Source organism: Aureimonas jatrophae, from assembly GCF_900104035.1.
Lineage (GTDB): Bacteria > Pseudomonadota > Alphaproteobacteria > Rhizobiales > Rhizobiaceae > Aureimonas > Aureimonas jatrophae.
The window spans coordinates 895,905-908,223 of record NZ_FNIT01000001.1; the positions used below are offsets into that span (position 1 = coordinate 895,905).

Genomic DNA, 12,319 nt, shown 5'->3' on the forward strand with positions numbered 1-12,319 from the left:
CGGCGTTAGTTCCTGAGCGCGGAGATGGCGGCCACAAGGCCGGCGGTGGAGGAATCGCGGGACGAGGCGTCGCTCTTGCCCTGGACCACGGGCAGGAGCCCCGTCGCCAGTTCCTTGCCGAGTTCGACGCCCCACTGGTCGTAGGCGTTGATGCCGAAGAGCTGCGCCTCGACGAAGACGCGGTGTTCGTAGAGCGCGACGAGCCGTCCGAACCGGAAGGGGTCGAGGATCTCGTGCAGGATGGTGATCGAGGGCCGGTCGCCCGAGAACTCGCGGTGCGGCGCGATGCGCTCGGCATCGGCGGCGGAGCGCCCGGCCTGCAGCAGCTGCTCTCGCGCCTCCTCCATCGTGCGGCCCTTCATCAAGGCTTCCGACTGCGCCAGGCAGTTGGCGATCAGGAGGTCCTGGTGGATCCTCATGGCCTCGCCGTCCTCGTGGGCGCGAGCGCCCAGGATGAACTCCACGGGCACGATGTCGGTGCCCTGGTGGAGAAGCTGGAAGAAGGCGTGCTGGCCGTTCGTGCCCGGCTCGCCCCACACCACGGGGCCCGTCACGGTCGGTGTCGGGAGGCCGTCGAGGCCGACATGCTTGCCGTTGGACTCCATGTCGAGCTGCTGGAGATAGGCGGGCAGGCGGGCCAGGCGCTGGTCGTAGGGGATCACGGCGCGCGTCGGATGGTCCTGCGCCACGCGGTGCCACCAGCCGGCAAGGCCGAGCAGCACGGGAAGGTTCTGCTCCAGGCTCGCGTCCCGGAAGTGGCGGTCCATGTCGCGCGCGCCGGCCAGGAACTCGCGGAAGCGGGTCTCGCCGATCGCGATCATCAGCGGCAGGCCGATCGCCGACCAGATGGAGTAGCGACCGCCCACCCAGTCCCAGAAGCCGAAGGTGCGGTCCTCGCCGATGCCGAAGGCCGCCACCTTGTCGAGCGCCGTGGAGACCGCACAGAAGTGGGCGCCGACCGCCGCCTCGCCGAGCTTGTCGGCCACCGCGCGGCGCGCGGTGCCGGCGTTGGTCATGGTCTCGATTGTGGTGAAGGTCTTGGACGCCACGATGAAGAGCGTCGTCTCGAGGTCGAGCGCCTTCAGCGTGTCGGCCATGTGCGCGCCGTCGATGTTCGACACGAAATGGGCGCGCGGGCCGTCGTGGTAGGGCGAGAGCGCGATCGTCGCCATGGCGGGGCCGAGGTCGGATCCGCCGATGCCGATGTTGACGATGTCGGTGATACGCCGCCCGGTCGAGCCGGCTATCGAGCCGTCTCGGATGCCCTCGGCAAAGCGGGCCATGGCGGCCAGAACCGCTTCGATCTCGCCGCCGATCTTGTGCCCCGCCGTCTCGAAGCCATCCTCGGGCCGCGCGCGCAGCGCGACATGCAGGACGGCCCGTCCTTCCGTCGCGTTGATCGGAGCGCCCGCGAACATGGCGTCGCGCCTGGCCTCCAGCCCGCACTCGTGCGCCAGCGCCAGAAGCGCGGACAGGTCGTCGCGCGAGAGCGCGCATTTCGACAGGTCGAGAAGAAGGTCGTCGTGGCGAAAGCTGAGATGCTCGAAGCGCTGCGGATCGGCTGCGAACAGGGCGCGAATGCCGGTGTCCAGCGCCGTCTTGCCGCGCGCCTGCAGGTTCTCGACCGAAGGGGAGAGGGGCGTCGAGGATGTGTGCACGGGAGATCGGGTCCGTTGTTGCGCCGCAGCAGCCGGCGGGAGACCCGCTACATAGCGGACCTCTCGCTAAACCCAAGTTGACGCAGGACCGACGCCTTCGTCAAATCCGTAGGCGCCCCTAGGAGCCGGCGCGCGCCGTGCTCCGGCCATCCGCCGTGGCACCGGCAAGGCTAGGTGCGAAGGCCCGCCAGGCGCTCGATCGCCTGATCCAGCGTGGAGGCGGTCGGATCGATCCCGTCGGCGCGGTTGTCGGCGTCGACGCGGGCCCGCCATTCCTTCAGGATCGAGTGCTTCTCGTCATGGTCCAGTTCGGGGTGGTCGACCACGGCGTCGGGCGAGGCGTGGCTGCGGCCGTTGCTGTCGTCGAACTTGGCGTATTTCAGGGACTCGGTGCTCATCGTCAGACCTTTCGGGGAGCGAAGCGGGCGCTGCGGCCCGCCTGTCATCACCCCGTCATAACGCCGAACGGTCCGCTTCGGTTCAGGGCTTGGGATCGCCGTATTCGCGCTCGTAGAACACGCCGACCTCGCCGCCGTTCGCCCCCACCGCCGCACGCGCCTTGATGTCGGCGCCCAGTTCGAGATCGATCGACACACGGCCCGTGGAATCGACGCCGACATAGGTGTTGTCGTTGAGATAGCGCCCGACGCCGACCGCCGCCTGGCCATCGGCCGTGGTGCGGATATCGAGGTCGTCCACGCCGAGCTGCGAGCGCAGGTTGTCGAGCAGGCCCGTGGAGCCGCCGACGCCCGCCAGCTGCGCGGCGGCCGAGGCGAGCTGCGCGATCTGGAGCGGCGACAGGTCGGCCGTGCCCTGGCCGAAGATCAGGCGCGCCAGCACCTCGTCCTGCGGCAGCGCCGGGGAGGAGGTGAAGGAGAAGCTCGGCGCGTTGGCGGGACCCGTGATCGCGACGTTGACCGTCACGCCGTCGCCCGTGTCCGAGGAGGCGAGAAGGTCGAGCGTCGGCACCAGGTCGCCGTTGAAGGTCAGCGTCGCGCGGCTGAAGTCGAGACGACGCGACAGGAGCTGGAAGCGCCCGCGCTGCAGCTCGAAACCGCCGCTGACGCCCAGCCCCGAGACGGGTCCCTGGACGCGGATCGTACCGCCGAGCTCGAGATCCAGGCCCCGGCCGCGCACGAAGACGCGGGCCGGCGCGTTCACGGTCACGTCGAGGCGGATGCCGCCGCTCGTGCCGCCGGTGCCGCCCGAGCCGCTGTCGGGATCGATCTCGCGCAGCTGCCGCAGAACGGCGGGCGGCGTGTTGCGCCGCTCCAGATCGATCTGCGCCAGCGAGGTCGGCAGGTTCTCGGGAACCTGGATGTTGATCTCGCTGGCATTCACCGTGCCCGACAGAAGGGCATCGCCCGTCAGCGGGCCGGTGAGGCGCAGGGCCGCATCCAAGCGAACGGTCGCGAACTCGCCGTCCGCGTAGCGCACCTGGTCGCCGGTGATCGTGAGGTCCGCCGGGAAGCCGTTCAGGAAGCCCACGGTCCCCGATACGCGCACCGTGCCGCCGGAGCGGACGTTGGCCGTCACGCTCTGCAGCGTCGCCGACTGGCCGTTCAGCGTGATGTTGGCTTGGATGTTCTCCAGGGCAACGTTGGCGCCGGTGTCGTTGAAGGTCGCGCCGCTGGTCGTGACCGTGCCCGTGACGTTGGGTGCGGCCGCCGTGCCGGTGACGCGTGCATCGACGCGCACCACGCCGCTCACCGAGCGCCCGCCCGTCGCCAGCGTCCGGTTGGCGAGCGCGAGCGGAGCCGTTCCGTTGAGGGCGAGGTCGAAGCTCGGCGTGCCCGCCAGGCCCACCGAGCCGTTGGCGGTGAACTGGAGCCCGTCTCCGCTCAGACTGCCGTCCACGGTGACCCGTGTGCCGGAATAGGTGCCGCGCGCCGCGACGTCGAGCGGGCCGACGCCGGCCTCCCGCGTCGGCTGGAGGCTGAGGCTGGCGACGCGCAGGTCGTAGTCGACGGCCGGGGCCGAGACCGAGCCGGTGGCGCGCACTGTTCCGTTGAGCGTGCCGGTCGGCGCCAGGTCGGGCACCACCGCGGCCGCGAGCGAGACCGGAACGTTGCGGATATCGGCATTGAGGTCGAGCCGCTGGCCGACTGAGCCCGACGCCGTGACGCGGCCCGAACCGAGATCCAGCTGCGCGGTCTCGAGCTGCAGCGTGCCACCGGCATAGGAGCCCCGCGCCACCGCGTCGATCGGCGGTGCGCCGGCCTGGCGGCTCTGCGCTACCGAGACACCGCGCGCCGTGACGTCGAAGCGGGCGCTCGGGTTGTCGAGCGAGCCCGTCGCCGAGGCTTCACCCGACAGCGTGCCGCGCGCTCCCAAATCCGGGCGCACCGCATCGGCGATCGCGAGCGGCAGGCGGTCGAGCGCCAGGCGCAGGTCGAGCGTGCGGCCGAGCGAGCCGGACAGCTGCAGCGAACCCTCGCCGACCTGCACCGTGCCGCGCTCGAAGCGAACGGCGCTGTCGGCGATCGTGCCGGCGAGATCGAGGCGCACCTCGTTGATCCCGGCCTGCCGGAGCGGCGCGGCGGAGAGGCCCTGGCTGGCGAGGTCGAAGCGGCCGCTCGGATCGGCGATCGAGCCGGTCGCCTCGGCGCTGCCGGAAAGCGTTCCGCGCGCGTCGAGGCCTTCCACGAACCCGTTGGCGAGGGCGGCCGGAAGCTCGGAGATCGTCAGGTCGAGGTCGAGGTCGCGGCCGATGCTGCCGGTCGCCTCGACCCGGCCCGATCCGACGCTTGCGAGCGCGCGGTCGAGCCGCACCGTCGAGCCGCGGTAGAGGCCGGCGATCTCGACCTGGAGCGGGGGAACGCCGGCCCGCGCGACGTCGGCGGCGGTGATGTCGGCGCCGGTCAGGTCGAAGCGCACCGCCGGGTTGGCGATCGAGCCGGTCGCGGTCGCCGTGCCGTCGATGCGGCCCGAGGCGCCGAGTCCCTCGCGGAAGCCGTTGGCGAGCGCCACGGGCAGGTTGGTGAGCGCCAGATCGAGGTCGAGGCTCTCGCCCACCGTGCCGCTCGCGTCGATCGTGCCCGAGCCGAGCGAGACGCGGGCCGTCTCCAGCGTCGCGGTCCCGTCGCGCAGGCGGCCCTGAAGGTTGGCTTCCACCGGGGCGAGGCGCGCCTGGCGCGTTTGCGCGGTCTCGATGCCGGCCGCCTGCAGCGAAAAGTCGACATCGGGCGAGGATGCGGGACCGTTCAGCGCGGCCGTGCCGGTGAGAGTGCCCGAGGCGTCGAGACCGGCGACAAAGGGATTGGCGAGCGCGACCGGCAGCTGGCGCAGCGCGAGATCGAGGTCGAGCGTGTCGCCGGCGGAGCCCGACAACTCGAGCGAGCCCGAGCCGGCGTTCAGGAGAACGCGGCTGATCGTGGTGCGCACCGAGCCGAGCGTGACCGTGGCGGGCTCGGCCAAGGCGAGCGGGGCGTTCGGAACAGCGGCGGTGAGACGGCGCAACTCGACGACGGTCCCCGCATCCGTGACGGCGACATCGCCCGACAGCTCGGTCGGCACGCCGTTCAGCCGCAGCGAGGCGTTGATGGCGGTGGCCTGATTGATCGCCTCCAGCGCGGCATCGAGACGGGTGATGGCGAGCGACCCGGCCTCGATCTCGGCGGCGCGGACCGTTCCCGAGACCTGGGGCCGTTCGAGGTAGTCCGTCACGCGCAGCTGGATGCGGGCCTCGGTGAGGCTGTTCGCGTTCAGCGTGACGGTCGGCGCCGTCAGGTCGACATCGGCCGAGGGCGTGCCGCCAGGGCCCACCGCGAGGTTCACGGTGCCGCTCAGCGAGCCCGCGCCCGACTGCCCGGCGAGCGCCAGAAGCGGTGCGGCATCGGGCAGGTCGAGGCGCAACTGGCCGCTGGCGCGGTTCTCGCCATCCAGCGCGACCGTGCCCTCGACGCGGTTGCGGTCCTGGCGCAGCACGAGGTCGCGCAGCTGACGCACGCCGTTCTCGGTGGACAGCGTCGTGGTGAGCTGGAGCGGTGCGCCGCCATAGGTGCCGTTCACGGCGACCGTTCCCGAGGGGGCATCCGGCGCGAACGTGCCCTGGATCCGCGCATCGAGGTCGTCGAGACGCCGGCCCGCGACGTCGAGGCGGGTGGCCGTCGCCCGCAGGTCCACCACCGGCGCGGAGGTGGTGCCGGACGCGTCGAGCGTGAATTCGGCCTCGCCGTCGAGGCCGCTGTTCGCCACCGCCGCCTGGTTGAGGCGGCCCGAAACGGCGGCGGCGATCGTCTCGCCGTTGAGGCTCGCCTGGCCCGACAGGTCGAGCGCGTCGCCGTCGACGCGGAAGTCGTTCAGCGCCAGCGCGCCGTCGGCCGTGCGCGAGGCGCGCCCCGCGACGGCGACGCTCGGTCCCACATAGGGAACGGCGTCCGCGGCGAGCGCCTCGGTCTCGAAGCGGCTCTGGATGTCGAGCGCGAAGGTCGAGAAGTTGAGCGCCGCTTGCCCGGCGAGCGAGAGCTCGGCCGCGCCGGTGGTGAGGTTGGCGTTGTCGAAGCGGATGCCGTCGGCGGTCAGCGCGCCGCCCGCGCGCAGCGCGATCGGGCCTTCGAGCACCCGCGTCGCGATGCCGGCGGGAACGCTGGCGCTTCGCGCATCGGCCTGGAGCTGGAGGGGGCCGGCGAGGTTGTTGATGTCGAAGCCGGTGGAGCTCGCGGACGCCGTCAACTCGTTCACGGCATAGTCGGCATAGCCCGCCGAGCGCGCGGCGGCGGAGAGCTCGATCGCGGCGGCCGAAAACGCCCCGCGCAGCCGCGCGTCGAGGCGCGACAGGTCGATCGCCGTGCGCGATCCCGCCTCGCCGAGGACGATCGGGATCGGATTGCCCTCGTCGGTACGCAGCGCCACCGTGAGGTCGTTGGCGGAGCCCGACCGGTCGAGGACGCCCTGCGCCGTCAGGTCGAGATTGCCCGACACGAGATGGCCCGTGTCGATCGCGATCGCGCCGTCGGAGCGCAGGAGAACGTTGGCCTGAAGGCGCAGATCCCGCCCCACCGTGCCGAGATAGGCTTCCGGCACGAAGGGCGCGGTGAGGGCGGTGAGGTCGGCTTGGACGCGCCGTCCGTCCGCGCCGTTCTGCGTCGAGGCCTGAAGGGTCGCCGCGCGCTCCGTGCCCAGATCCAGCGTGCCGTTCGCCGCAAAGGCGTCGAGCGGGCCGTTGCCCTGGATCGAAAGCGCCACCGGCGGAGCGCCGGGGATCTTGAGAAGGCCCGCCACGAGGCCGCCGGCCGGCTCGCTGGCGTTCACCGCGATCTCCAGACGGTTGTTCGCCGGCTCGAAGCCGAGCCTGAGGTTCACCTCGCCGGGCTGGTCGAGGCGCCGGATCGCAAGGTTCGCGTCAAGAACCGCCGGATCGGCGACGAGGCGCAGCGACCCCTGCGCCGAAAGCCGGGCGGCAACGCCCGCGACCGCTTCGCCGAGCGCGAACTCGTTCACCTGGATATTGCGGATGTTGGCCGTGATCGAGGGGAGCGAGAAGCCGCCCTCGGAGGGCTCGGCCGGGGTCTGGCTCGCCAGCGGCAGGCGAGCGAGCGTGATCTGGCCGGCGGTCAGGTTCTCCACCGAGACGTTCTTGCGCACGAGCGCGAGCGGGGACCAGTCGAGCGCGAGATCGCGCGCCGTCAGCCACACGCCGTCGCGGTCGGAAACGGTCACCTCCTCGATGCGCAGCGCCCCGCTGAAGGCACCGCTGAGGCCCTGGATGCGGACCGTGCGGTCGGGTGTCGACAGGAGGTTCTCGAGCTGGCCCGCCAGAAACTGCGCCTTGGCGGGGGCGGCGGGGGCGAGCCAGGCGAGCGTGAGCGCGACGACGGCGAGAAGGGCTTTGGGAAACCGCATCAGAAGGCCTGCCCGATACCGGCGTAGATCTGGAACGAGGAGTCGCGGGGGCCGGGATCGAGCGGCAGGGCGACATCGACGCGGATCGGGCCGAAACTCGTGATGTAGCGGGCGCCCACGCCCGCCCCCAGCTTGAACTCGCCGAAGTCCGGGGCGAGGTCGTCGCCGACCGTGCCCCCGTCCACGAAGGGCACGATCTGGATGTTCTCGGTGACGCGGAAGCGCAGCTCCGCCGAGGCCTCGAAGACCGACAGGCCGCCGATCGGCGTGTCGACGAAGTTCGGGTTGGTGCCGGGAAAGGCGATCGGCGGCGTGTAGGGGCCGATCGACTGGAAGGCGTAGCCGCGCACCGAGCCGCCGCCGCCGGCATAGAAGCGCCGGTTGTTCGGAATTTCCTCGAGGTCAGCCCCCACGATCGCGCCGTAGCTGACGCGGCCGGCCGCCACGAACCGGCCCGCGTCGTCGAAGGACAGGTAGGCCGACACGTCGCCGCGCGCCTTGGCGAAGAAGGTGCCGTTCTCGATCTCGTAGGCCGGCTCTGCCGAGAGCTTGGCGAGGAAGCCCTTGGTCGGGTTCAGCTCGTTGTCGCGTCCGTCATAGGTGTAGACGCCCGGCACCGAGGCGATCAGGAACTCGTTCTCGCCGAAGTAGTCGCCCACCTTGGCGTATTCGCCGACCACGGCGAGCGTCGCGGTCTGCTGGTCGTCGATCCGGTACTCGACGCCGTTGGACAGGACGATCGCCTCGCGGTCGTAGGCGAGCGGCTGCTCGCGCAGGGCCGACAGCGAGCCGATATAGACCGAGTCGGGCCCCAAGACGCCCGGCTTGCGAAAGGTCGCGCTCGCCGCATAGTCGAAGCCGTCGAGGGGGCGGGAGTTCTCCGACAGCGTTTCGGCGCCGATGCGCGCGACCTTACCCTCGATGCGCAGCGACTCGGCGCGGCCGAAGACGTTGCGGTCCTCCCAGTAGGCGTTGGCGCCGGCGCCTTCCGTATTGGAGAACGTTGCGCCCGCGCCGAACACGAAGCGCTTGCGCTCGGCCACCACGAGCTGGACGGGAAGCGTCCCGTCGTCGGCCTGCGCGTCGCTCGCCTTGACGTTGGCGGTGGAGAAGACGTTGAGCCCGACGAGGCGCTTGCGCGCCTTTTCGAGCGCCGCGACCGAGTAGGTCTCGCCCGGCTGGATGCCGGCCATGTAGGCGACGAAGCCGGGGTTCATCCGGCTCGTGCCCTCGACATAGGTCTGGCCGAAGGGCACGACGCCGCCCGGCGACACGCGCAGCGCGACGTCGATGGTCCGCGTGGCCGAGTCCGCCACGACCTCGCGGTCGGTCAGCGCCACAAAGGGGCGGCCCTCGTCGCGCAGGTCGGTCAGGATGCGCCCCTCGGCGGCGAGGATGCGCACCGATCCCGCGTCTGAGCCCGGCGTCAGACCGTAGGGTGCCGGGTCGATCGGGCCCCGGTCGTCGCCGCTGATCGCCACCCGGCCGATCGTGAAGAGCGGACCCGGATCGACCGTGATCTCGACCGGCACGGTGCGCGAGGTGTCGAAGGTCGCGTCCGGCTCCAGCGTTGCGATGTCGCGGCCGTCCACGCGGATCTGGACGAGCCCGTCATAGCGCGCGGCCTCGTAGAGCGCGGCGACGATGCGACGGCGGTCGGTTCGTGCCTTGGCCAGCAGCCCGAGCGAGCCCGAGACCGGTTCCGCCTCGTCGGCGACGAGCGCGGAGGCGCGCTCCAGCGTGTCCTGCAGGCCGCTCTCGTCGGGCATGACGGTCAGCGTCGCCTCGTAGCGCACGGGGTCGGGAATGCCGGGGTCCTCGACTTCGGGCGAGGTGAACAGGTTGAACGGGTCGAGGAAGCGCAGCGGCGAGGCGGCGGGACGCGTGGGGGCCTGCGCTCCGGCAGGCGCGATGGTCGAAGCCAGCAGGAGCGCCGCGCAGGAAACGCGGAGCCAGGATGCCGTCAGGGTCTGTGCCAACGCGAACGCTTTCCCACCCGATGTCCGGCGCGCGGGATGGTCGGCCGCGTCCGGGCAACCCCAAGCGACCGATCGGCCGGCATTCGGGATCCACTTAGCTCTCAAGATGCCGAGTTGGCGCCCGAAGACAACCGGTCTCCTCGACGCGGAGCCACGCGCCGAAGCTTTTGTGGGACTTGAGCCACACCTTCCGCCGTCCGTCCACAGCAACCCACAGGCTTGGGTCTATGTCGTTGCAAGGGCACGAAAAAAGGCCCCGGATCGCTCCGGGGCCCTCGGGTCTTGATACGCGGTGCGCTCAGAGATTGCAGCGCCGCGCGTAGCCGTCGTAGCCGACGAACGTGTCGGTGCGCGGATCGTAGGAGCGGTAGCGCGCCAGGCAGCGCTCGACGTGGCCGCGCGGCGAGCGGTCGTAGTAGCGGACCGTGCGGGGCGCGGGGTAGGTGTCCTCGTAGGCCGGGGGCTCGACATAGACGGGCACCGGCGCGCGGTAGGCGGGCGCGGCATAGACCGGGCGGCCGTAGTAGGGATCGACATAGGCAGGCGCGGGGCGGGGCTGCGAAAGGGCCGAGCCGAGAAGCGCCCCGGCCGCCAGACCGATCGCGCCGCCCACCAGAGCGTCGCCGCCGCGAAAGCCGCGGTCGTGATGGCGATAGTAGCCGCCGCCACCGTAGTACGGGCCGGGGCCGTAGCCCCAGGGATCGGCCTTGGCGGCCGTGGCGCCGCCGGCGGTGACGGTGAGAACGGCGGCCAAACCTGCAAGAAGCATGCGCATGGCGAAACACTCCGAAGCGTTCGAAAGCGGTCCCGACCGGGTGCGCCCGCCAAGCGGGGTCCGTGGGGTCGTGCCTCGACGTTTATTGTCCGGCACCTGAACGCGCGCTGAACGCTCTGGTTTCAAGGGGATGGCGGGCCGCATCGCGCGATGCGGCCCGCCGGACGCGTTTACAGGCGGCAGACGCGGCGCTCGCCCGCGCTGTTGGCGACATAGGTGTTGGTGCGCGGGTCGTAGGTGCGGTAACGCGCGGCGCAGCGCTGCGCCTGGCTGGAGCTGTAGCCGCCACCGCTGCTGGCGGCGGCCGCACCCAGCGCCGCGCCGGCGGCCAGGCCGAAGATCGCGGCCGTGGTCGCGTCACGACGGTCCTGACGGTAGTTGTCGCGATACCAGCGCTGGTAGCGGCGATTGTCCCACCGGCGGGCGTCGCGGCGGAACTCGCGGCAGTCGCGGGCACCGGGGTTGCGGGCGCAGAAGCGCTCCACGAAGCGCTGCTGCTGGCGGTAGCTCTGGGCCTCGGCCGGAGCGGCGGCAACGGTGAGGCCGCTGGTCGCCAGAAGCGCAGCAGCCAGGAACGACGAGATCGAACGACGCATCAACTCAACATCCTCAAGGTAGGGGCCGGCGCCTTGCGCGCGGCCCGTCAAAACGTCCCACGCGTCTGAAAGACGGCAGTCCGGCAACGGTTCCCGCCGGATCACGGGGTCGAAGCGAAGGTGGACTTACGATCGTGAACCGGACCTGAACGGCAGGGCGCCGTATCCCGCGCATGGTCGGGGATAAAAGCGGGTTCCGCATGGCGGGAACGAAGGCGGAACACTATATAGGCGTCATGGCCCAGATGACGCTCAAGACCAAGCTCGCCATCCTGTCGGACGCCGCGAAATACGACGCGTCCTGCGCCTCCAGCGGGACCGCCAAGCGCGACTCCACCAAGACCGGCGGCATCGGATCGACGGAAGGCTCGGGCATCTGCCACGCCTATGCGCCGGACGGCCGATGCATCTCGCTTCTCAAGATCTTGATGACGAACTTCTGCGTCTACGACTGCGTCTACTGCGTGAACCGCTCGTCCTCGAACGTGCAGCGCGCGCGCTTCACGGTGGAGGAGGTCGTGAAGCTGACGATGGAGTTCTACAAGCGGAACTACATCGAGGGCCTGTTCCTCTCGTCCGGCATCATCCGCTCCTCGGACTACACGATGGAGGAGATGGTGCGCATCGCGCGCAAGCTGCGCATGGAGGAGAACTTCGCGGGCTACATCCATCTCAAGACCATTCCCGACGCGAGCGCAAAGCTCATCGAGGAGGCGGGGCTGTTTGCGGATCGCCTGTCGATCAACATCGAGCTGCCGACCGACATCGGGCTCGAGACGCTCGCACCCGAGAAGAACCCTCGCGACATCAAGCGCTCCATGGGGCACCTTCGGCTCAAGATCGACGAGCACAAGGGCGAAGCGCGCGACCGCGCCAAGCCGCCCAAGTTCGCGCCGGGCGGGCAGTCGACGCAGATGATCGTGGGGGCGGACGCGGCCAGCGACGACGACATCCTCGGCCGCTCCGAGAACCTCTACGGCAACTATCGCCTCCGCCGCGTCTACTACTCCGCCTTTTCGCCGATCCCCGACAGTTCTTCCGCGCTGCCGCTCGCCAAGCCGCCGCTGATGCGCGAGCACCGGCTCTACCAGGCCGACTGGCTGATGCGCTTCTACGGCTTCGAGCGCGACGAGATCGTGTCGGGCGGGGAGGGCGGCATGCTCGACCTCGCTATCGACCCCAAGCTCGCCTGGGCGCTGAAGAACCGCGGCCGCTTCCCGGTGGACGTCAACCGCGCGGACCGCGAGATGCTCCTGCGGGTGCCGGGCCTCGGCACGAAGTCGGTGGACCGCATCCTGTCGACGCGCCGCCATCGCTCGCTTCGACTCGACGACGTGAAGCGCCTGTGCGGCTCGATCGAGAAGGTGCGGCCCTTCGTCGAGGCGATCGACTGGACGCCGGCCCGGCTCGACGGGCGCGAGACGCTGGTCAAGAAGCCTCCCGCCCAGCAGTTGAGCCTGTTCTAGC

General features: G+C 70.8%; 7 protein-coding genes. 1 reads left to right on the plus strand and 6 read right to left on the minus strand.

The annotated features are described in order from the left end of the window. Positions 1–5: 5 nt before the first annotated feature. The 6 genes from pgi to BLQ76_RS04395 all read right to left on the minus strand — a co-directional run bounded on the left by pgi (position 6) and on the right by BLQ76_RS04395 (position 10,852). On the minus strand, positions 6–1,658 hold the full coding sequence (pgi, locus tag BLQ76_RS04370; protein WP_090669276.1) for a glucose-6-phosphate isomerase: 1,653 nt from the start codon (positions 1,656–1,658) through the stop codon (positions 6–8). 170 nt (positions 1,659–1,828) lie between these two features. After that, complete coding sequence (locus tag BLQ76_RS04375; RefSeq protein ID WP_090669278.1) at positions 1,829–2,056, minus strand: hypothetical protein; 228 nt, start codon at positions 2,054–2,056, stop codon at positions 1,829–1,831. A gap of 82 nt (positions 2,057–2,138) precedes the next feature. After that, positions 2,139–7,502, minus strand: coding sequence for a translocation/assembly module TamB domain-containing protein (locus BLQ76_RS04380; RefSeq protein ID WP_090669281.1), 5,364 nt, complete (start codon positions 7,500–7,502; stop codon positions 2,139–2,141). After that, complete coding sequence (locus BLQ76_RS04385; RefSeq protein ID WP_244519463.1) at positions 7,502–9,481, minus strand: autotransporter assembly complex protein TamA; 1,980 nt, start codon at positions 9,479–9,481, stop codon at positions 7,502–7,504. The genes BLQ76_RS04380 and BLQ76_RS04385 overlap by 1 nt, the downstream gene beginning before the upstream one ends. A 298-nt stretch (positions 9,482–9,779) precedes the next feature. Beyond that, positions 9,780–10,256, minus strand: coding sequence for a BA14K family protein (locus BLQ76_RS04390; RefSeq protein WP_090669290.1), 477 nt, complete (start codon positions 10,254–10,256; stop codon positions 9,780–9,782). A gap of 170 nt (positions 10,257–10,426) precedes the next feature. Next, entirely contained in the window at positions 10,427–10,852 is a 426-nt protein-coding gene (locus BLQ76_RS04395; protein WP_090669292.1) for a BA14K family protein, read from the minus strand. 236 nt (positions 10,853–11,088) lie between these two features. On the opposite strand from BLQ76_RS04395, the gene BLQ76_RS04400 reads away from it, so the two are divergent. Further along, the gene (locus BLQ76_RS04400) at positions 11,089–12,318 is read left to right on the plus strand and encodes a putative DNA modification/repair radical SAM protein (protein ID WP_090669664.1); all 1,230 of its coding nucleotides are present in this window, start codon (positions 11,089–11,091) and stop codon (positions 12,316–12,318) included. Position 12,319 lies beyond the last annotated feature (1 nt).

What these genes read in the sequence shown, in the direction of transcription:
- BLQ76_RS04380 (WP_090669281.1), bottom strand. Translation starts at nt 7,502, where the DNA reads ATGCGGTTTCCCAAAGCCCTTCTCGCCGTCGTCGCGCTCACGCTCGCC.
- BLQ76_RS04390 (WP_090669290.1), bottom strand. Translation starts at nt 10,256, where the DNA reads ATGCGCATGCTTCTTGCAGGTTTGGCCGCCGTTCTCACCGTCACCGCC.
- BLQ76_RS04395 (WP_090669292.1), bottom strand. Translation starts at nt 10,852, where the DNA reads ATGCGTCGTTCGATCTCGTCGTTCCTGGCTGCTGCGCTTCTGGCGACC.
- BLQ76_RS04400 (WP_090669664.1), top strand. Translation starts at nt 11,089, where the DNA reads ATGGCCCAGATGACGCTCAAGACCAAGCTCGCCATCCTGTCGGACGCC.
- BLQ76_RS04375 (WP_090669278.1), bottom strand. Translation starts at nt 2,056, where the DNA reads ATGAGCACCGAGTCCCTGAAATACGCCAAGTTCGACGACAGCAACGGC.